Origin of the sequence: Turicibacter bilis, from assembly GCF_024499055.1 — a bacterium.
Lineage (GTDB): Bacteria > Bacillota_I > Bacilli_A > MOL361 > Turicibacteraceae > Turicibacter > Turicibacter bilis.
Genome location: NZ_CP071249.1, coordinates 30690 through 53128, shown reverse-complemented (window position 1 = coordinate 53128; position 22439 = coordinate 30690). Strand labels below are relative to the sequence as shown.

Sequence of the window (22439 nt, the reverse complement as noted above, 5' to 3'; positions counted from 1 at the left end):
TAGAATTTTAAAACTAATATTATTAACGTTTTCGAGCGTCAATAAAATGGTCTAACAGAGCGAAAAGTTAAAGAGGTGGACTATGAAACAATACGAGTATGCGAAAAACCTGACCTATTCACGACTCTCTTTTTCTCCCCCGCTTCATCCCGGGGCCATTATTAGGGATAAACGACTTCACCTTAACTTAACCTTAAGTGAACTCGCTGAACATATTTGTAATACGTCTACCCTTTCAAAAATTGAAACTGGTAATCATAAAGCGACACCCTTACTTCTATCTAAACTTTATGAAAAACTAAACATCATTGAGGTTCCTAGTTTACAGCTAACTAATTGGTTAGACCCCATTCGAATTAAGGTTTATCAACATGATTTGATAGCACTACACCAGCAGAATTTAAACACTTCCTTTCATTATCAAGCACGCTTAATTAAGTTTGCATCTTCAGTACTAAATAAAGACTATGTACAAGCCCAAAAGCAAATATTAATATTACAGAAAATGATGAGATATATGTCACTCGAAGAGCTTCAATTTTATTATCTTTTTTTAGGCCGTTACTATATGGCATTCACTGAAGGCCTCTTAGCTAAAAATTACTATCATCTCTCTTACGAAATAGCTAATACAATCACTCTCTCAGATCCACTATTACTTCTATCATTAGCTGAGTATTATTCTTTATCTAACGACTCTTTTAAAGCAGGTCATCTTGCCGTTGAAGCATTATCTAAATTTAATAAATATTACTCGCTAAAATATACAATCGACTGCGAGCTATTACTCTGCTATGAGTACACCAAAACAGGACTTTTACCAAAAGCTAATGCTCTTCTTGAACGTTTATGTACTAAACTTAATCACTCAGACCCCTATCATCAGCGTGCGACTTTATTTAACCGCTATGGAGATTATTATGTTGCTATCGAGGACTATATTTCAGCTGAAAAAATGTACTTGCAAGCCCTACTTGAGCATCATGTCCCATCTGAAACGATTTTATCACTCATCAAACTTTATTATCATTCTTCACAGACACCTAAATTAAAGCGATTCTTAACTCAACTTCAGCAAAAAGAAGTGGATTTTAATCGTCAAAATTATCTAAAGTGTCAATTTTATTACTACTTAGTCCATCATCCTAATTCTGATGTATTACGAATTTTTCTAATTAAAGAAGCAATTCCTTTTGCAAAAAAACAACACGACCGTCTAGGATTAGAACTTTTTTCAAAAAGTTTATTTCAGATTTGCCAAGCGCGGCACAAATATAAGGAAGCAATTCATATCTTATCAGAGCTCTATGAGACTTCATAAACTTTTAAAAACTTTTGGTAAAAACGACAAAATAAACTTTCTGCCTGTTATATAATTAATCTACCTCTTACAAGAAATGTTCTCCTTGAAAGTGAGGGATATAATGAAAGAATTATACATTCAGTATAGCTATTCCCATGAAGCGTGGGGAATCTATGATCCAGACATTGAGGACTTCATTCATTATCATCCATCAATGAAAGAAGTGGTAACATTCGCGTATGAATTAGCGCCACTTATTAAGCCGTGTAAAGTTAGTCTGATCCCTCAATATCTATTAACCACTTACACGATTTGTTATTGTTACTAACTCAATCGTTTGGACTTCGAAAAAAGAGTTGTATCTAAAAAGATACAGCTCTTTTTTTATTAAACTGACGAAATAATCCTTTTTAATTAGCGCAATATAACCTAGCGATCAATGTAAAAATAAAACTCCCGCTGCTATCGAGAAAACCTTAGCAACAATCCCTAAGATGAGTATACCTATTATCAGTCGTAGACCTACTATAATATAATACGTACCATCATACAAAAACTTAATACCCAACCGATAAGATGAAAGATAAACTGTAGTCCTATCGTTAATCATGCAATAGTGAAATCTTCATTAAGCCAGCTCGAATTTTAGGATTATTTAATTGTTTTGAGGCTTTAAATACACACTATTCCGCTAACTATTGTTCTAAAACCTACAATTCTAGAGAAATTCTAAAAAATCGTTCTATAACCCCAAATGCTCTGCGACTAGAAAATATCCAAATAACAATTAATTATATAAAAAGGTTGTATCTTCATGACCTCTTGTCATTTAGAATACAACCTTTTTTAATTATTCACCTTGATTTTCTTCTGTTTTTGTTGCAATATCAACAACATCAGTTGCTACATTTTTAACTTCTTCTGCTACACTTGACGCAACAACTTTAGCATCATCAGAAACGCTTGAAACAACGGTTTTGACACCATCTACAAGATCTTTTGCATTATCTTTTACGGCATCAATAACAATTGTAAAGTTTTCCTCTAAATCATCTTGAACTAATTCTGCTTGATCTTTTAATGTTTCTTTCGCTTCATCTAAACGTTGAACCATCTCATTTAATTTTGCTTTCACATCGTTGACCTTTACTTCAAGATCAGCTTTAGATGATTCCCAGTCGAAGTTATTAACTACCTCTTTGATTTCATCTAATTTAGCAACAAAGGCCTCTTTTACATCTTCAACTTCTAAATCTTTAATTTTTGTTTGAACGTCATCTACTTTTTGCAATAATTCTTTTTGCATTTCTTTACCTGATTTTGGTGTTAATAATGCAACTGCTGCAGCTCCAAGAAGAGCACCTAAAACAAATACATTTCTTTTTTTCATAAAAAAACCACCTTTCTTCCTACAAAATATATGTTACCCATTTCAACGTATTCTATGAGACGTCAAAATAAATTATACCTCATTTATTGTCGTACACGATTGACTAAAGAAATGGCTTTAAAAATCCCTTGACCATTTGATACGGCTTGTGTGACATAGTCTTCTACTGCTTTTGTTTTTTCTTGAACATCTTCAACAATTTTTGAACTCTCATTCACTAATGTCGCTGACTCATTTAATAAACGAATCAATGATTTTAAGGTGAAGACTAAATAAATCGTTAAAACGATTAAACATGCAATTGCTGTTAGAATTAATAAATCCGATAATGTAAATGTTAATGTTATACCATTTGTTAATATAAGCATCTTTCCCTATCCTTTCAACCTTCATCCTAAGCTTCTGTGTTCCAAGGTAAGCGTGTATAAGCATCTTCATATTTTTTAATATCCCCAGCTCCCATAAAAACAACGACAGCTGTTGGATATTGATGTAACTGATTCACCGTTTCCTTCGTAATTAAATGTCCACTATGACATTTATCAATTAACGTTTGAATATCAACGGTTCCATTTGATTCACGAGCTGAACCAAAAATTTCTGTTAAATAAATATGATCTGCTAAGTTTAAACTTTCAGCAAACTCATTGATAAAAGCTGCTGTACGAGTGAACGTATGCGGTTGGAAAACGGCTACTAATTCACGATCTGGGTATTTTTGACGAACCGCTTTTAATGTCACCGAAATCTCAGTTGGATGGTGCGCATAATCATCAATGATGACTTGGTCGTGATGAGCTTTTTGAGCAAAACGTCGTTTTACCCCTTCAAATAATCGTAAATCTTTTTCAACGATTGATGGATTTAATCCTTCTAGATAGCAAACAGTAATAACAGCTAAGCTATTTAAAATCATATGATCTCCAAAGAATGGTGTTACAAATGTATGATAGAACTCTCCATTAATTAAAACGTCAAACGTTGTTCCTTCTGAATTTTTTAACACATTTGTAGCAATCACTTGATTTGAAGTCTCAAAACCATAGGTCATGATTTTAGTTGAAGCTTTTAACTTTTTAACTTCTGGATCATCTCCACAAGCAATCACCATTTTTTTACACTGACTCACAAACGTATTGAAAGCATCTAAGACATCATCAATATCTTTGAAGTAATCTGGATGATCATGTTCAATATTTGTGATAATCGCATAATCAGGATGATACGCTAAGAAATGACGTTGATATTCACAGGCTTCGAATACGAAATATTCACTATTTTCGACACCTTTACCTGTTCCATCACCGATTAAATATGACGTCGGATGATTTAAACGTAAAACATGAGATAATAATCCTGTTGTTGTTGTTTTTCCATGTGTTCCTGAGATAGCGATTGAAGTAAATCCACCTGCTAAACTTCCTAAAAATTCATGATAGCGAACACATTTTGCACCTGTTTGTTTTGCCTGAATCACCTCAACGTGATCATCTTTAAAGGCATTTCCAATAATTACTGTCATATCAGGTTCAATATTAGATTTTCCAAATGGATATAAAGTCATTCCTTTAGCTTCTAATCCGATTTGGGTAAATAAAGTTTCCTCAATATCTGAACCTTGAACTTCATGCCCCATATCATATAAAATATGTGCCAATGCACTCATTCCTGAACCTTTTATTCCAATGAGATGATATTTTTCACTCATTCTAAACCGTCTCCTATCTCGTACTAAAGATTATTTCTTTACTATTATATCATTTATCGCCTATTTGGAAACCGCCTTTGAGTCATTATCAGACACAAAAGGCGGTTTCTTTTAAAGGCATTTAACTATTAAAATCGTGTTTGATCTTTCATGGCTTCAAATTCTTCACGAGAAATCTTAATTTCGCGTTGTTTTTGTGCACCTTGTGGTTCACCAATCCAGCCGTTCATTTCTAATGTATCAATAATACGAGCTGCACGATTGAAACCAATGCGTAATCGTGTTTGAAGGGAAGATACTGTTGCATGACCACGATCAAAAATAAAATTCATGGCATCATACAATAAAGGATCCGTATCCGATTGAATACTTGAGCTTCCCTTTTGGAACACTTCATCTGAAATTAAATACTTTGGTTTCCCTTGTTGTTTCACACAAGCAACGATCGCATCAATTTCATCACTTGAAATATAAGCACCTTGAACACGTTTCACTTTTGAGCCACTTGAAGACCAAAGCATGTCACCTTGACCAAGAAGATTTTGTGCCCCAGTTTCATCTAAAATGACACGTGAATCATTTGCTTGAGCAACTGCAAAAGCAATTCGGCTTGGAATATTGGATTTAATCGTTCCGGTAATCACATCTACCGTTGGACGTTGCGTCGCAACAATTAAATGAATTCCCGCCGCACGTGCCTTTTGCGTAATTCGCATAATACAGTCTTCGACTTCTTGTGCTGATACCATCATCAGGTCTGCCAACTCATCAATAACAATTAAAATATATGGAAGCTTCGCATAACTCATTTCAAATTCGTGTCGTCTTTCATTAAATGATTTAATGTCTCGTACTCCATTTGTGGCAAATAGTTCATAACGACGCTCCATCTCATCAACGGCCCACTTTAAACCTTGAGCTGCTTTGCGTTCATCACAAATCACAGGCGTAATTAAATGAGGAATAGCGTTATACGGTGCTAATTCGACACGTTTTGGATCAACTAGCATCACACGAACATCTTCTGGACTTGCTTTATATAGCATACTGACTAATAGTGTATTGATGCAGACACTTTTCCCTGATCCGGTTTGCCCTGCGATGAGTCCATGAGGCATCGTTGAGATATCTGCATAAACAGGTTGTCCAGATACATCTTGACCCAGACCGATACAAAGCGGACTTTCATGTAAGATAAACTCAGGTTTTGATAAGATTTCCTTTAGAAAGACCATCTTACGTTTAGGATTCGGTATTTCTACACCAATGGTATTTTTTCCTGGAATAGGTTCAATACGTAATTCCTCAACTGATAGACTTAATTTTAAATCATCTGAAAGGCCTGTTATTTTATTTAGCTTCGTTCCAGATTCAGGCTGAATTTCAATTTGAGTAACCGTTGGACCTTGGGTATACTCTCCTGTTAATCGAACTTTCACTCCAAAATCAAGGAATGTCTGTTCTAAAATTTCCATTTTATTAACAATCCACTCTTCATCCATTGTTTCTGAATGAGTTGGCTCTTTTAATAATGATAAAGGTGGCGTTTCATAATAAATCGCTTCAACTTCCTCTTCTTCGATTCGAACTTGTTCTAACACTTCATCACAGAAGTTTTCATCATCGAAGAATTCGGATTCATCCTGTTCCGTGAACATCTCATCTTCTATTTCATCACTTAATGTCTCTTCAAGAGAGGCTTGCTCTTGAGAATGATTCAAAATTTGATCAAGCAGTGAGGTTTGTTTTTCCTCTTCTTGTAGAAGAGTTAAGACATCATCAATTCCTAAATCACTTACTTGTTCCTGATGAGCTTCATCTTCAGATAACAACGCCTCAAAAATCGAAGGTGCTTTTTCTTCCTCATTTAATAAAGATAAAACATCATCTAACTCTAACTCTTGAGAAGATTGAACTATGGATGCCACAGATTTAGCAATCTCGCCGTCTCTCTCTTCGACTAACGCTTCATCTTCCTTCGCTTCTGAACCTATAATTTCGTCGTCAGATTCAACAGCAACTACTTCTGCTACTTTTTCTAATGCTTCATCGTCATTCACTTCTGAGGCGATAGTTCCCTCCTCAGATTCAATGATAACTTCTTCTGTGATTTCTTCTTTCATCTCATCGATAGATTCTTCACTTAGTGGAGTCACCTCATCTACTTCGTCTCGTTCTGAAACGTCTAACACACCTTGTGCTTTATTAATTGTTTCGACGATGGTTTCAGCTAACTCTTTAACTTCACTAGCGATATCACTCAATAAACCATCTTTTATTTCATAAGTGACTGATGCATCCACATCTTCCATTGGCACTTCTTCAACAATCTCTTTCTCATTATTTACAACGATGACATCTTCTGTTTCATCTGATAATGGTCGATCAATTGTTGTTTCGTCTTTTTCCAGTTCAATAGCATCGTTCGCAGTTGTAAAACTGGGACAAACTTGAGCTTCGTCTTCAGATTCGAAAAGCTCATGTAATTCATCATTGAGAACTGAGACAACTTCACTTCCCTCATCCCTTAGATGAGTCTCAATTTGTACCTCTTCAACCAAAGGCTTATCTTTATTTTCTTCAACCATAGATGCTGTTGAAAGTTGATATTGACCGTGTGCTAAGTGTACCGTCTTTGGTTGATGAATACGACGTCCACTAATCGGTGACACGAATTCAACAGGTTTATAACCTGAAGCTTTTGATGTTGAAGAAGTATTCATTCGAGACGAATTAGGTTGAGTACTAGTTGAAATATGTCTTTCTTTTTTCACGTTCACCTCTGGACTTAAAATAGCCTGAGGACGATCGACTACCGATTTTACAATAGGTTTTACGGTAGGTTGAGTCATTACCTTTGATTCATTTTTTGAGATTGGCTTTGGTGCTGGTGAAACTGTCACTTCATCCCCAAAGCCCACTTTCTCAATATCAAAAATTTTACGTTTTTTCATACTGTCACACCCTAAATTACCCAAATGTTTACTCTTAATTATACATGAAAAGGTTCTTCTTTCACAAGAAGGTTAAAAAAAATCGCCACGATTTTCATGGCGATTTTTCCTTATCTCTCATTACGCTAATGATTCAATGAATTCTTCAATTTGTTGACGTGTTTTACGTTCTTTATTAACGAAGCGCCCAACTTCTTGTCCACCTTTAAAAGCAACAAAACTTGGAATTCCAAAAATCTCTAACTCAACACATAAATCCATCAACTGATCACGGTTAATCGTATAAAAATTATACTCATTATACTTTTCTACGATACTTGGCATGAATGGTTTAATGACCATACAATCTGGACACCAATTAGCTGTAAATAAAATAATCGCATTTTCATTCATAATCACTTCATGATATTGTTCAACACTTGTAATTTCGTTCACGTTAAAAAACCTCCCTTGATTTATTCTTCACTTTCAGCTTGTGAAACTTCACTACGCTTATCACTACTGAAATCAAATTGAATCACTTGTTCATTTTCCATCGTTGACAATTCTCCATCAACAACCCCATCTGAATCTGTGGACTCAGTCGTTTCTTCATCTGATTGTGCTGCTACACCAGCTGATGTATCTTTTACACTTGTCACGGCAGCTTCAGCCGCTTCTGAATTTGAAGACTCGTCAGTAGAGCGTAAAGCTCCTTTTGCAGCCACTTGCGTTTCTGTTGTTAATGGTTCATATGACTCAACCGTACGTCCAACAACTAACATATTATAAGCTAAATACGGTGCTTCTTCATAGTCTATGATGGCTGATAGCTTTGCTCCATCAACAAAGACGGTTAATAAATATTTCTCAGGCATTTGCACTAACTGAACAAAGCCATTTTGTCCATCAATATTAAAGTTCTTATAAAAAACTTCTTCACCTGCTGCTTTATTTTCATCACGAAGTAAATAATAGGTATCGGTATCTTGTCCAATGACATTATATTGATTATTATAATGCATAATAACCTCATTATTTTTATACTTGATAATATCATTTACTCCAATGGACCATTTATATTGGAATTGTCGTGGAATATGATAGGCAACTGTTCCATTTTTTATATTGACTTCACTTCCTTGATATGCAAAGGCTGCTTCGATGCTATCGTCCATCTTAGCATGAAACGTCTCTGCTGTCACAACTGGTCTAGCCATATAAAGTAACCCAGCACTTAATCCAACGATGACCACTCCACTAAAAATCGTTGTCGCACGATTTAGGAATCGTAATTGAGAAGGTTTAGCTTCCATCATCATTGGTGCTTCATAGGTTGATGGTTCCATTTTAGTTTGAGTCAATTTATGTTTAATCGCATGAATTTTTAATTTATTTTTCAAATTTAATGCTTGTAATTTACGTTTTGATGATTTCGTTAAGTTAATAAATTGTTGCTTTATTTGGTTTGATGTCGTTTTCGTTTCTTCTGTTGTATTCACTGTCATATCTCTCTTCTGTTTCGACAAAAAATCGCCCCCTTATAGCATGATACAATCATATTATATCATAGGAGACGATTCTAACCAAATTTTTATTTTCGACAGCACTGCTGAGCATATGTGTATTGTCCCCATAATAAGCGAACAATATGACTGAAATTGTCTTTGCGATTAAAGAAGTCTGCTGTCAAAATTCCAATTGCACCTTCGTTTGAACGGACATTTTGACGTTTTGAATAGCCATCGATAACATCGCCAAGTTCGGCTCCGGCTTCAAGAGGAGCAATTAACTCAGTAGGCAATGGCAGACGTGTCCCACCTGCATAAAAGGTTTGACCGTCTTGAGTTTTTAATACACCCCAATTAACAAGATATAACTGTTCATTTAAATACTCCACACCAGCTTCTAATCCGATACCAATCTCACCAAACTTTAAACAAGCTTGCGCTCGATTACTCGCTCCAGCGACCGTTTCTGCATCACTAAAGGGTTGATTAGAGACACCGCTAGGAACATTAGTTCCCATCACCTCTTGTCCTATTGGTTCTAAAACTTCTTTAACAGCAGTCACTTTTACTTGATTGGTTGAACCAACAATTATCTTCATGAATCATTCCCCTTTTTTTATTACGCTTTTGCTTTGAATTGAGCTTCTAAACGATAAATTGGTTGCCCTTTAGCACTGAACTTTTGCTCATACTCTGTCATAACATTCCAATCTAAATCTTCACGTTGATGTAAATCTAACGCTACATCTCTTAACCCCATTCCATACTCTGTTACACTGACTAATGAATATTCAAATAATAAGCGATTATCTGTTTTGAATCGAAGATATCCTTCTGGAATCGTAATATGTTCATATAACTTTAAAAAGTTTTCATGTGTTAAACGACGTTTCGCATGACGTGGTTTCGGCCATGGATCTGAGAAGTTTAGGTAAACACCTTCCACTTCATTTTCTTCAAAAATATTAGTTAAATCTTCTGCATCAATTTTTAATAACTTTAAATTTGGAAGTTCTCCTGCTTCAAGTACTTTTTCTAATGCACGAACCATAACAGAGTCAAATTTTTCAATCCCGATGAAGTTTAAATGTGGATTTTTTTGTGCCATTCCAATAACGAATTGCCCTTTTCCCATTCCAACTTCAATATATAAAGGTTGATCCTTTTCAAAGACTGATTGCCAGTTTCCTTTTAAGGCTTCTCCATTTGGAATAACGATTTCTGGATGAGCTGCAATTGTCTCAGCGGCACCTTTTACTTTTCTTAAACGCATACTATCACCGTTGCCTTTCTCATATGTCTAAGTCGAAATCATCGACGGATTTTACTGAATTTTGATATTTTTTACACGACTGTTATTGTATCATAACTTTTTCAAATTGTGAACGTTCCTTGGTCTAGCAAGCCTTTAAACATAAAGAAGACCACCTTAGGTAAGGTGGCTTTTAGGTTTATTTAAACGGTAAAGTCTCCATCACTAGCTGACCAAACGGACGGTTTGGTCCATACGTATGATGAAAATCTGATCCCGTTGTCTGAATTAATTGATACTCCTTCGTTAATTGATCAATCATCTCATAATCATGCTCATCGTGATCTGGGTGATATTTTTCGATGCCATCCAATCCGACAGCCACTAAATCCGGAATTAAATCATACGTTTTGGATTGTCCAGGATGTGCCATAACTGCCACTCCACCATCTGCTTTAATGGCTTTTACCGCCTCTTCGGCATTAACGTATGTAATCACACGATCACAAATCCCACCTTTTTGAAAGAGTGGTTTCAACTCTTGGCGATGATATCCCTTACTCGTTAAGACATCAAAAATATGTTGCTTGTACCACGCCGTCGAATCTTTCGCTTTTTGAGCGACCTCATCCATCGTTAAGTCATATCCAGCCTTAATTAATTGTTCCACTTGCCACTTTGTATTAGCATCTCGACGAGCGTTAACAGGATCAACTAAGGCTTTAATATGTGGGGCTTCTAAATTAAAATGATAACCTAAAATGTGAGTTTTTTTCTGACGTTTAAAATCATATGCACTAATCTCAATTCCTGGAATCACTTCAACGCCAATCGCTTTCCCAAACTCGATTGCTTCTTTTAATCCAACAACCGTATCATGATTCGTAATTGCCACATGTGTTAACCCACGCTCTTTCGCCAGTAATAACATCTCTTTTGTACTTAATGAACTATCTGAGATGGTTGTATGAACATGCAAATCAATTCTCATTCTAACCTCACCTCATCCTCTTAGCTAGATTTCTTCTCTTAATGAGTCGCCTCAGCTTTTAAACAATCTAGTTCTTTATCCGTTAATTCACGATACTCGCCTAACGCTAATGATTCATCTAACTCTAAGGCTCCAATTGCTAGACGTTTTAAATAAACGACTTTACATCCCACGCTTGCAAACATACGCTTCACTTGATGGAATTTCCCTTCTGTAATACAGATTTCTACCGCTGTTAGGTCATCGACTGGTCCTAAAACTTTGACTTTCGCTGGCTTCGTCATAAATGCATCATTGTTTCCATCTAAAATTTCAACACCGGCTTCTAACTGATTAATTGATGTCTCTGTTAACTCACCTGTCACATGTGCAACATAGCGTTTAAACACGTCTTTTTTCGGTGAAATAATTTCATGAGCTAACTTTCCATCATTCGTTAATAACACTAAGCCTTCTGTATCACGATCTAAACGACCAGCAGGTGCCACATCAAACATTAAATAATAATCATCTAATAAATCAATCACTGTACGATAATCACGATCACGTGTCGCACTTAAACAATTTTGTGGTTTATTCATCATTAAATAAACAAATTCACGATATTCAACCACTTCATCAAACACAGTAACAACTTGTTTACTTAAATCAACTTTCTGCTTCGCATCTTTAGCAATCACACCATCTACTTTTACCACTTTTGATTTTAATAATTTTTTAACTTCCGTACGTGTCCCATATCCAGTATGAGCTAACAATTTATCTAAACGCAACGCTAGTTCCTCCAATTTTATCTAAAACTTTTTTAAACAAAAATATCATAACACAATCGACAATTCTTTCATAGTATATAGTACCAATAGAAAGGAGGGCTTCGCCCATGTTTGGTAAACTTAAAAAACAAAAATCAAGATCGCCTGTCGAGGAAATGGAGCAGTTTTATTTAAATCAATTTTTAAATAATCCAAAAATCCCTCCGCAAGGATATAATGGTATGCCTCAAAATGGACCAGGCCTGAATCCAATGATGGGACCTAATAATAGTACAGGCCCTCAATTTCAAGGTCAAAATGGAATGGGCACACCAATAGGAGGATTTAATTCAATGATAAATAATAGTTTCAATCAAAATCAAGTTCCTATGGCAGCCAACAACTTTACCCCTAATCAATTACCCATGATGAATAATAACCTTAATCCCAATCAAATGCCAATGATGAATAACAGTTTTAACACCAACCCCTATCCAATGATGGAGAATAATTTCAACCAAACTCCTATGATGAACAACAACGTCAATTCTAATCCACTTCCAATGATGAATAATAGTTACAATCAGAACCCATACACGATGATGAATAATAACTTCCAGCAAACGCCTCAAATGACTAATCCGATGAATACTAATCCTTATAATAATTTTAATACCAATCAACTACCGATGATGAATAATCTTAATACGAACCAACTTCCAAACAATAATAACAACTTCAATCAACCTCAAATACCTTCATTAATTAATGATACCATCACCTCTAATATCGGAGCTGAACCATCTCCTAACACTTCATTTCCTGGGCAATTTTCATTCAACGACTTCTCATTTTCTCAGCCTGTTCAACAGACTCTCCCCGATTTAACACCATCTCTTGAAGACTTAACAGGTACAAATATCTTATCAAATCAATACTTCCGCCCTAATAGTGTTCTAACTAGTGAATCTGGTACTGGAGCAGAAACTAAAAAAGAAATTCAAACTATGACATCATCGACACCGATAAATAATCCGACACTAACACCTACAAATTCAGCAGGCTCAACCAATCCAAATATTCCAACAATACAGGTTGATCCAGCTGTTCCATCACCTCCACCACCAATATTAGTCGGTGACACCATGCAATCAACAGCTACTTCTCCTTTTCAAGTCCCTCAATCTTATCCTAGCAATCAGCTAGCAACTTCAGTTAATCCATATCCAAATTATTCAGCAATTAGTAATCAAAGCATCGATATTTATGATATTAAAAACAAAGTAGATAACATTAATATTCGCCTTCGAAAAGTTGAAAGTTATCTCGGATTCCGCCCTGAAACAACGATATAATAAAAAACCGCCATCATTAGCGGTTTTTTATTCATAATAGCTTGGACCAATTTGATCTCTGTATTCCTTTAGAATATTTTGTTTATACAATTCATTGACTTCTTTTTCAATGGCTTGTTTTTGATCAGGTGTAAATATTTTATCAAGATCTTCAATAATTTCATACACGATTTTTAAAGCGGCATCATAATCAATTAATGATTCTTTTTGAGAAAGTGGCTCTAACGTGCTCATCACGGGCTGTGTATCCTCTGCATAATCAGATAACCATGATTTGACGTGATCAGTGACTCTCATAGCCGCGGAGGCTAAAACTGTAATATTTTGTTGTGCTTGATCCGTTAATTGAACTTTGGTTCGAATACCACCTGCAAAGAGGAAATATGCCACTCCAAGTCCAAGTGTAAAATAGATTAATGCTCGCTTCATCCCATCACCTTCAAACTAAGCTATCTTTTGAGCTTAGTATGACCTAGCGACGACGAAGTATGCGCTCTTTTAATTGTTTTGGTGAAAATTTCATTCCAAATAAAGCCGTAATTAAATCGAAGTACCAAGCTAATCCAAAATAAGCTAGAACTCCAATGAATCCCGCGATTGCTACATAGATATACGATAACATATGACGTGCATTATAATCCATGAATAAATCAAGAATAAACTTCACAGCAATAACGAATAAAGCCATGATTCCTGTAAAGACGAAGATTGCAACTAATCGGCGAAGTAATTGTGAAACTTTGAATCCTGTTTCACGTTTAATCACTATTAAACTCATTGTGATACAGAACGTATAGGCGATCATCGTTGCCATTGTTGCTCCATCGGTTTGGAAAATAGGAATTAAGAATACATTTCCGAGATATTTAATAACTAATGAAACACCTAAGAAGATAATCCCATACCATTGCTTACCAATTCCTTGTAAAATAGCTGTCACAATACTATATAATGCCATGAATAGTCCTAATAATGATCCCAATCTAAAGATGTCTCCACCCATTGCATTATAACCTGGTGTCGACGAATTAAAGAACATAATATAAATCGGCTCTGATAACAAAGCCATTCCGACAACAGCTGGAACCGTAATGAAACATGTTAACTGAATAGCTAACACTAAATTCTTACGAACAGACTTCATATTCCCAGCTGTTAAATGATGTGTTAACTCTGGAATTAATGGCTGTCCAAATGAAATAGCAAATGAGACCGGAATCATAATAATCTTATATAAAGATCCTGCATACATACCATATGAATCCTCAACAATAACACCATCTAATCCACTGACTAACATATAGTGATTATACGTTGTTTGATCGACGATTTGAAACAAATTAGTGGCCAATCCTAAAATAGCAAACGGAATCGCATATGAAATTAATTCTGTAAATAAATTCCCATAATTTCGCGGTTCATGGGGAACTGATTTTCGAAGAAGCTTATTATAATGCTTCACATTTTTTATCCAATAATAATATAAAATTAAAAATGCAGTAATTCCAGCTAGGAATGCCGAAAAGACAGAAAAACCAACCGCTTCTTTTGTACTTCCACCTTTAATATTTATAATATAGTAAGATCCTGCTAAGATGAAAATAATACGAACGACTTGCTCTACAAACTGAGAAACTGAAGTCGGAATCATATTTTGATTTCCTTGGAAGAATCCCCTAAATATAGCCATGACCGGAATAATTAACAAGGCAAAACTAATCGTTTGAATAGCCATTGTTACATCTTCAATTGAATTTGCTAACTCTTTTTGTCCAGCTAAAACAACTTGTGCATACCATGGTGCTAGATTATACATGGTTAAAAATCCTAGACAACCTAATCCAACCATAAACCAAATCGCATATCTAAACATTTTCCGAGCAGTATCATACTCTCCTGCTGCATTATATTTCGAGACAAATTTCGCAATTCCAACAGGAATTCCAAGAGTTGATAAACTAATAAATAACGCATATGGTGTATATGCATAATTATAAAGTGCCATCCCTGATGTTCCAACTAATTGTTGAAACGGGATCACATAAAGAATTCCAAGGAATTTGGTGGCAAACATACTAATACTTAAAATCATTGCCCCCTTTAAAAAGCGATTCCCCATATCTTCGACCTACTTTCTTTTCTTAACACCGCATGTTTACACGGTTTCACCATATTATTTTACTATAACTCTACAAACTTTCCAAATAAATTTAATTAGATATAAATTCTCTTGTTTTTTCTATATTTATTTATATAGACCTATCTGATGCTCAAGATTACTCTAACAGTTCACTCAAATCGTCTCTCTTAAGCTTAACCTACTGCACTAGTATATGTTGCTCATCTATAAAAATTTCAAATAATAAAAATATGTATAGTTTTCCAAAATGGTGAAAAACTATAACGAAAGAAATTTTTATGAGGTGATGATCATGAACTTCGATTTAAGAAAAGCTGTTATTGCAAACTTAGATGACTCAAACTATGATGAAATCCGTGAAACGATTATTGATGCGATTGAATCTGGAGAAGAAAAAACACTTCCTGGATTAGGAGTTATGTTTGAAATCTTATGGAATGGAAGCAATGATTCAGAAAAAGAAACAATGGTTTCACGTATTACTCAATGTTTAAAACCAAAGGCTCTTTAATTTAAAAAGTAGAGATGATTCTCTACTTTTTTTAGTTACTAACATTTTTTATCAGTAACTTTATTTTCTCATATTATAAGGATAGAAAATTCCCTCAGTTATTCAGTTCCTACTTCACCTCTCCCTTTTGAATAAATTATCATATACTGTCCCTCCATGATCAATAACGAGGTCACGAAATAAAAAAATACCTATCAAATTAGACGTTCCCTTTATTTAAGTTTTTCATAATATACTGTTGGCTATTGATTCTAAGAATCTTACTTCTATATCTCTGTTACTTTTATCTTATCATTAAACGTTAAAGGGATGATTCATTTAACTTTATCAGCTCTTCCCCCCTTACTTATAAAGTTCCAATTTGATTTAAAAATCATTTAGTTATTACCTTTAATATAAATACACCTATTTTAAAAATTATAACTTCAATCCGATCGGGAACACTTAGTCAAGAATGAATCTTTATTGTACTTGCTAAGATATAAAACTTAACAGAAATTTTACATTTTATTAACAAAAAACGACATCCACTTATAAAAACACCAAAAGAAGCGGTTACATTATTCTTTATTTTTTTACCTAACTCTTAACATTTGTATGAATTTTAAAAAAGCCACAAATAGAAGATGAATTTTTATTTTCAAGCTGTATAATAATTACTTGTACTCATTTCTCCTAAAATTTTCTAATTGATTTTATGGTCGGTCGTTGTTAAAATGTCAGATGGACTACTTTAAGATTGGATATGGAAATAATTGCTTTAAAAACACCTCTTTGAGTCCACTCAAACTCATAGAGTATTTATTTATGGGGGTCTAATATGAAAGAAATTATAAAAAAGTATTTATATAATTATTATTTTCTATGTATCGCCTCGGCGTTCGTCATTAACTTTCTAATTGAAATCTTTAGCCGTCACTCGATTGTGGCTGCATTCAATTATTTAATCCACTCACCCGTGGTATTTACTTATAATGTCTTATTAATCTTACTAACCTTTTCACTGATTTTATTGGTCCGTCGAAAATTCTTTGTTTTCACTACTATTTCACTTATTTGGTTAGCAGGAGGAATTACCAACGGAATCGTTTTAAACAATCGTGTCACTCCATTTACGGCAAACGAATTAAAATTAATTTCATCAACCTTTGATATTTTAGAAAAATACTTCTCTAAGTTTCAAATTGGATTAATTGGGGTAGGGATTGCTCTTGCGATTATTGGAGTTATTATTGCGTTCTTTAAAGCACCAAGATCAAAAAATAAAGTTAACTACAAAAAAAACATTCCACTTTTCGCTGCTGGAATCATTAGTTTTGTACTTTTGACACAAGGTGCCTTAAAAGCAAATATTATTTCTGATTATTTCGGAAACATCGCTTTTGCTTATTTAGATTACGGATTCCCTTATTGCTTTACTAATACGTTATTAAACACAGGGATTAAACGACCGGTAAACTATACACAAGCAACTATTGAAAAATTAGCGGAAACGCTAATGAATTCTGAAGATTCTTCTAAATTAGATAATTCAAATTTAGTTGCAAGTAATGACAATAGTATGGTGCCACAAAAGCAAGCACCAAATATTATCATGCTTCAATTAGAGTCATTCTTTGATCCAACACACATGATCGACTTAGAATTCTCAGAAGATCCTGTTCCAAACTTCAGAAAATTAAAAGAACAGTTCTCTTCAGGTTATTTAAAAGTTCCTTCAGTTGGAGCCGGAACAGCAAACACAGAGTTTGAAGTCATCTCAGGAATGAACCTAGAATTCTTCGGTGCTGGAGAATATCCATATAAAACAATCTTACGTAAAACAACGGCTGAAAGTATTAACTATGACTTAAAGGATTTAGGTTATTCAACACATGCCATTCATAACAACAAAGGAACCTTCTATACTCGTCAAAAAGTATTTAAAATGTTAGGATTTGATACCTTTACTTCAATCGAATATATGAACATTGAAGAAACAACCCCACTTGGTTGGGCGAAAGATAAATACTTAACAAAATCAATCGTTGATGCTTTAAAATCAACAGAAGGTCAAGATTATATCTATACGATTTCAGTTCAAGGGCACGGTGATTATCCAACGACTCCAGTTGAAAATCACTCTAAAATCACAGTCAGTGGTTTAGATGATACCGAGCGCTTAACCTCATTTGAATACTTTACAAATGAAATGTATGAAATGGATCAATTTATCGCCGAGTTAATCCAAGCCCTATCATTAATAAATGAAGATATTGTCCTTGTGATGTATGGGGATCACTTGCCGACATTAGGAATTGAAGACGCTGAATTATCAAATGGTGACATCTTCGAAACAGAATATGTTATTTGGAACAACTTTGGCTTAGAAAAACAAGATACTGACATTGAGGCTTACCAATTAGGTGCTCATGTCTTAAATCAACTTGGCATTCATCATGGAACATTAATTAACTATCATCAACAATATAAAGATACTCCTGATTACTTAGATAATCTTAAGTTATTACAATATGACATGCTATACGGTGAACGCTATATCTATGGTGGCGTGAATCCGTATGAGCCAACAAAAATGCAAATGGGGGTTAATGAAGTTTTGATTTCAGAAGTTTATAACGATGAAGACGGTAATTTCATTGTAAAAGGTCAAAACTTTACTGAATATAGTCGTGTAAAAATCAATGACACCGCTCATGAGACAACTTACATCGACCCTAATACATTAATGGTATCAGATTATACTTTAAATGAAGACGACCGATTTGCGATTCAACAAGTGACGGTCACTAACCATGTCTTAAGTACTTCTGCAAAATATAAAGTAGGTCAAGAAGAAGAAAACAATCAATTTTATGACCAAGGATTTGAAGAAGGTTATATGGCTGGTTATCAAGCCGCTTTAGAAGCACTTGGACAACCTGTTCAAGAAGTAGAATAAAATAAGAGCCTCCCCTCTTTGAGGGGAGATTTTTTTATACCTAAATAATGTCGTTAAGGTCACATTTTTTCTTGTGAAATTCATTCATTAGAATTCTCCTAATATTTTCGTTCTTTTACTCATATACTGTTATTAATCATGAGAACGAGGAGTGGTTTTGTGTCTATTTTAAAACGTTTTTCAGATATTATGTCTGCGAATATTAATGCCCTACTAGATAAATGTGAAGACCCTGCTAAAATGGTTGATCAAATTTTACGAAACTTAAATGATGACTTAGGAAAAGTTAAAGCTGAAACAGCATCTATTATGGCTGAAGAAGCTCGTGCAAAACGCGAATTGGATGAGTGCAATAAAGAAATTGCTAAATTATTAGATTATGCTAAACGTGCCATTGAAGCGGGAAATGATGACGATGCTCGCCTTTTCTTATCAAAAAAAGCAACACTCACAGAAAAACAATCCACACTTGAACAAAAAGTACAGCTTGCTTCATCTAATACTTTAAAAATGCGTCAAATGCACGATAAACTGGTAAGTGAAGTTAACGAACTAACTGCTCGTCGTGATAGTATTAAAGCAAAAGTAGCGACAGCTAATATGCAGCAACGTATTAATGAACTTGGAAGTTCACTTAATAGTTCAAAATCAAACTTAGGGGCTTTTACTCGTATGGAAGAAAAAGCAAATCGAATGTTAGATGAAGCAAATGCAATCGCCGACTTAAATGCTGTACCTAAAGACGATATTGAATCATTAATGAATAAATATGATACGAAAACCTCTTCATCTATCGAAGATGAACTTGCTGCTTTAAAAGGAAATCGTTCATCCACTATTGATCATGAATTAGCAGCTTTAAAGGGTTTAACGAATCAAGAATAAGTTTAAAAAGCCATAATCGGTTGTAGTTTTTTTAAGCTACAACTTTTTTACCATAGGGAGTGAGAAAATGAGCGAAGAAAAGCAAGAAGATATCCAAGTGTTCACCTGTGAAAATTGTGGGGGAAATATGGTGTTTGATATAAAATCACAAGCTTTGAAGTGTCCGTACTGCGAAACAGAAGTAGCGATTGATCATGAAGGGGAAGTTCATGAATATGACTTTTCGAATGTGAGTACTCTCGAAGAAAAATCAAATTGGAATGAAGATGTCGAGGTCATCACTTGTGAAAGCTGTGGTGCCGAAACTGTTGTTGATAAACATATTACGGCGCTGCATTGTTCTTATTGCGGATCCTCGCATGTTCTAAAAACGAAACAATCAGCTGGGATTAAGCCTGAAGCTATTCTTCCCTTCAAAATCGAAAAACATCAAGCAATGGAGGAACTATCAAAATGGGTCAAATATCGCTGGTTAGCTCCAAATGATTTAAAACTACTTTATCAAAGTGATAAACTTCAGGCTGTCTATGTCCCCTATTGGACATATGATGCAAATACGTCTAGTACCTATACGGCTAGAGGCGGCCGTTATTATTATGAAACTCGTGAAATCAATGGAAAAAAAGAGCAAGTTCAGAAAGTTCGTTGGTATCCAGTCAGTGGTCATCTTCATCAATTTTTCGATGATATTTTAGTAAATGCTTCTCATCATTATAGTGATACGATTATGTGTGGAGTTGAACCTTTTAATACTGATCGTGTAGAACCCTATCGAAGTGAATATATCTCTGGCTACATGGCTGAACGTTATAGTCTAAGTGTTCAAGAAGGATTCACTTTTGCTAAACAGAAAATAAATCGTGAGCTCGAAGAAGCTGCCCGTTTAGAAGTTCTACGTTACTACGATACTGTCAGTGGAATTCATGTCCAAACCCATTATGATCATGTCACCTTTAAACATGTCCTTCTTCCCATCTGGACCGCTACTTATGATTACAAAGGTAAACAATATCAATATATTATTAATGGAGAAACTGGACGCATTCATGGAACCTATCCCTATAGTTGGGTGAAAATCACTATCTTAATCATTTTAGGAATCATTGCAATCTACTTCATTTTTGTTTATTTTAATAGTTAAGGAGTGTTAACGTATGGGTTTATTCAATAATCAATTTGCTAATGTCATTGAATGGAACGAGTCTCGTGACGATGTCATCTTTTGGCTTTGGCGTAACAAAGAAATTAAGCGTGGGAGTCGCCTCGTTATTCGTCCAGGACAAGATGCTATTTTCTTATATAATGGAAAAATTGAAGGAATCTTTAAAGATGAAGGAAATTATGAAATCGAGTCTGAAATCATTCCTTTTTTAACCACATTAAAAGGATTTAAGTTTGGATTTAACAGTCCACTTCGAGCAGAAGTTTTATTCGTGAATACGAAGGAATTTTTAATTCGCTGGGGAACTAAAAGTGCGATTAATATCCCAACACCAAGTTTAAAAGGTGGACTACCTATTCGCAGCTTTGGAACATTTACGGTTAAAGTTAATGACTATCTTGCTTTAATTGACCGTATAGCAGGTGTGAAGCAACAATTTACCGTGGAGGATGTAAAAGAGCGCGTTTTATCTCAACTCGATCAACTTTTAATGCGTTGGATTTCAAAAGAAGGAAAAGACTTATTCAATTTACAAGTAAATGCTTATGATATTGCTCGAGGAATTAAAAGTGATCTTGATATGGAATTATTAAAGTTAGGTCTAACTGTGACTGATTTCACAATTTCAAGTTTTACTTATCCAGAGAACGTTCAAAAGATGATTGAGAAAACAGCTTCCTTCGATATGGTCGGTGATATCGCACATTATCAACAGATGAGTATGATTGAGTCGATGACTGAACATCCAAATAGTTCGATGGCATCCATGGCTCAAACAGGAGCTGGGATGGCTATGGGCGTTGAAATGATGAAGCAAATGACGTCTATGATGACTAACACATCAACAGCATCACAAGCTCAACCATCTACTACCCTTTCCTGTCATCAATGTGGACACAAACTAAGCCCAAATGTAAAATTCTGCCCTGAGTGTGGGACCAAAGTCCAAGCATCATCATCCCCATCAACCGGCTATAAATTCTGTCCTGAATGCGGGACCCAAACAACACCAGATGCAAAATTCTGTAATGAGTGTGGTCATAAATTGTTCTAATCATATTAAAAAAACGTCTTCAAAAACAATAGAAGACGTTTTTTCTTTTATTTCCAAATCACTTTAAATTCTTCATACACAATCAACATATTTTCATCAAAGACTTGGTTACATTCTGCTAAGGCTTCAGTAAAAAATGCTTGATGACCCTCTCTCCAATCATCTAAACTTTGGTTTCCTTCTCCTTCTTTATATGCATGTTCTTCACTAACTAAATTAAATGAAGTCGTATAAACTTTAGTTGTTAGGATAATACACTCTGCCTCATTTTTACTATTAAGTACAATACTTAACTCTCCGCCTTGTGGAAGTGCTGCTCCTTCCATTTCATAAAAACAAAAAACAGATGAAGTCGCAGTCTTCTTCCCCGCCTTCACAAGTAATGCCAACTCATCTGCCATTATATCTGTATTCCCGAATGAAAAAGCTTCATAAGTTGACGCTCCATAGTTTGGATAATCTTGTATAACCCTTTCCCACATTTGTTCTGCTGTCATAGTAAATATACTCCCCTCTTACCTTCTCTTTAAATATAATATCTCCCTGAAAAC

The 22439-nt window shown here is 34.8% G+C and carries 21 protein-coding genes; 8 read left to right on the top strand and 13 right to left on the bottom strand.

Features of this window, described 5'->3' with window-relative positions:
- The first annotated feature begins 82 nt into the window (after nucleotides 1-82).
- Complete coding sequence (locus J0J69_RS00260) at nucleotides 83-1321, top strand: helix-turn-helix domain-containing protein (RefSeq protein WP_212726127.1); 1239 nt, start codon at nucleotides 83-85, stop codon at nucleotides 1319-1321.
- A 103-nt stretch (nucleotides 1322-1424) separates the two neighbouring features.
- Complete coding sequence (locus J0J69_RS00255) at nucleotides 1425-1631, top strand: hypothetical protein (RefSeq protein WP_055243574.1); 207 nt, start codon at nucleotides 1425-1427, stop codon at nucleotides 1629-1631.
- Nucleotides 1632-2153: 522 nt separating this feature from the next.
- Here the strand turns inward: J0J69_RS00255 and J0J69_RS00250 are convergent.
- From J0J69_RS00250 to J0J69_RS00205, 10 genes are all read right to left on the bottom strand, one after another.
- Entirely contained in the window at nucleotides 2154-2693 is a 540-nt protein-coding gene (locus J0J69_RS00250; RefSeq protein WP_212726128.1) for a YtxH domain-containing protein, read from the bottom strand.
- Between the two features lie 83 nt (nucleotides 2694-2776).
- Entirely contained in the window at nucleotides 2777-3061 is a 285-nt protein-coding gene (locus J0J69_RS00245; RefSeq protein ID WP_237252751.1) for a hypothetical protein, read from the bottom strand.
- A gap of 26 nt (nucleotides 3062-3087) precedes the next feature.
- On the bottom strand, nucleotides 3088-4401 hold the full coding sequence (gene murC, locus J0J69_RS00240) for a UDP-N-acetylmuramate--L-alanine ligase (protein WP_055305343.1): 1314 nt from the start codon (nucleotides 4399-4401) through the stop codon (nucleotides 3088-3090).
- Between the two features lie 128 nt (nucleotides 4402-4529).
- Entirely contained in the window at nucleotides 4530-7355 is a 2826-nt protein-coding gene (locus J0J69_RS00235) for a DNA translocase FtsK (RefSeq protein ID WP_237252752.1), read from the bottom strand.
- Nucleotides 7356-7475: 120 nt separating this feature from the next.
- Nucleotides 7476-7790, bottom strand: a complete 315-nt coding sequence (locus J0J69_RS00230; protein WP_212726129.1) for a thioredoxin family protein — start codon at nucleotides 7788-7790, stop codon at nucleotides 7476-7478.
- Between the two features lie 20 nt (nucleotides 7791-7810).
- Nucleotides 7811-8863 carry a hypothetical protein gene (locus J0J69_RS00225; RefSeq protein WP_212726130.1) on the bottom strand — a complete coding sequence of 351 codons (1053 nt, stop codon included), beginning with the start codon at nucleotides 8861-8863 and terminating at the stop codon, nucleotides 7811-7813.
- A gap of 65 nt (nucleotides 8864-8928) precedes the next feature.
- Nucleotides 8929-9444, bottom strand: coding sequence for a DUF84 family protein (locus J0J69_RS00220; RefSeq protein WP_212726131.1), 516 nt, complete (start codon nucleotides 9442-9444; stop codon nucleotides 8929-8931).
- A 20-nt stretch (nucleotides 9445-9464) separates the two neighbouring features.
- Complete coding sequence (gene trmB / locus J0J69_RS00215) at nucleotides 9465-10118, bottom strand: tRNA (guanosine(46)-N7)-methyltransferase TrmB (protein WP_055243581.1); 654 nt, start codon at nucleotides 10116-10118, stop codon at nucleotides 9465-9467.
- A 178-nt stretch (nucleotides 10119-10296) separates the two neighbouring features.
- Nucleotides 10297-11088, bottom strand: coding sequence for a PHP domain-containing protein (locus J0J69_RS00210; protein WP_212726132.1), 792 nt, complete (start codon nucleotides 11086-11088; stop codon nucleotides 10297-10299).
- Between the two features lie 38 nt (nucleotides 11089-11126).
- Nucleotides 11127-11861 (bottom strand): pseudouridine synthase, encoded by a 735-nt coding sequence (locus J0J69_RS00205; RefSeq protein ID WP_055243583.1) that lies wholly within the window; start codon nucleotides 11859-11861, stop codon nucleotides 11127-11129.
- A 107-nt stretch (nucleotides 11862-11968) separates the two neighbouring features.
- Here J0J69_RS00205 and J0J69_RS00200 point away from each other — a divergent pair, with 107 nt between their 5' ends.
- Nucleotides 11969-13195: a hypothetical protein gene (locus J0J69_RS00200; RefSeq protein WP_212726133.1), complete on the top strand. Its 1227-nt coding sequence runs from the start codon at nucleotides 11969-11971 to the stop codon at nucleotides 13193-13195.
- A 27-nt stretch (nucleotides 13196-13222) separates the two neighbouring features.
- On the opposite strand, the gene J0J69_RS00195 is transcribed toward J0J69_RS00200, so the two are convergent.
- Nucleotides 13223-13624, bottom strand: a complete 402-nt coding sequence (locus tag J0J69_RS00195; protein ID WP_055243585.1) for a hypothetical protein — start codon at nucleotides 13622-13624, stop codon at nucleotides 13223-13225.
- A gap of 43 nt (nucleotides 13625-13667) precedes the next feature.
- The gene (locus tag J0J69_RS00190) at nucleotides 13668-15314 is read right to left on the bottom strand and encodes a putative polysaccharide biosynthesis protein (RefSeq protein ID WP_055276193.1); all 1647 of its coding nucleotides are present in this window, start codon (nucleotides 15312-15314) and stop codon (nucleotides 13668-13670) included.
- Between the two features lie 313 nt (nucleotides 15315-15627).
- Between J0J69_RS00190 and sspI the strand changes: the two genes are divergently transcribed.
- The 5 genes from sspI (at nucleotide 15628) to J0J69_RS00165 (ending at nucleotide 21888) form a co-directional block, all read left to right on the top strand.
- Complete coding sequence (sspI, locus tag J0J69_RS00185; RefSeq protein WP_055243589.1) at nucleotides 15628-15846, top strand: small acid-soluble spore protein SspI; 219 nt, start codon at nucleotides 15628-15630, stop codon at nucleotides 15844-15846.
- Nucleotides 15847-16666: 820 nt separating this feature from the next.
- Entirely contained in the window at nucleotides 16667-18787 is a 2121-nt protein-coding gene (locus J0J69_RS00180; protein ID WP_082417967.1) for an LTA synthase family protein, read from the top strand.
- Nucleotides 18788-18946: 159 nt separating this feature from the next.
- On the top strand, nucleotides 18947-19672 hold the full coding sequence (locus J0J69_RS00175; protein ID WP_212725063.1) for a PspA/IM30 family protein: 726 nt from the start codon (nucleotides 18947-18949) through the stop codon (nucleotides 19670-19672).
- A 67-nt stretch (nucleotides 19673-19739) separates the two neighbouring features.
- Complete coding sequence (locus J0J69_RS00170; protein ID WP_055277536.1) at nucleotides 19740-20813, top strand: TFIIB-type zinc ribbon-containing protein; 1074 nt, start codon at nucleotides 19740-19742, stop codon at nucleotides 20811-20813.
- Between the two features lie 13 nt (nucleotides 20814-20826).
- On the top strand, nucleotides 20827-21888 hold the full coding sequence (locus J0J69_RS00165) for an SPFH domain-containing protein (protein WP_212726134.1): 1062 nt from the start codon (nucleotides 20827-20829) through the stop codon (nucleotides 21886-21888).
- A 47-nt stretch (nucleotides 21889-21935) separates the two neighbouring features.
- On the opposite strand, the gene J0J69_RS00160 is transcribed toward J0J69_RS00165, so the two are convergent.
- Nucleotides 21936-22385, bottom strand: a complete 450-nt coding sequence (locus J0J69_RS00160; RefSeq protein WP_212726135.1) for an ASCH domain-containing protein — start codon at nucleotides 22383-22385, stop codon at nucleotides 21936-21938.
- Nucleotides 22386-22439 lie beyond the last annotated feature (54 nt).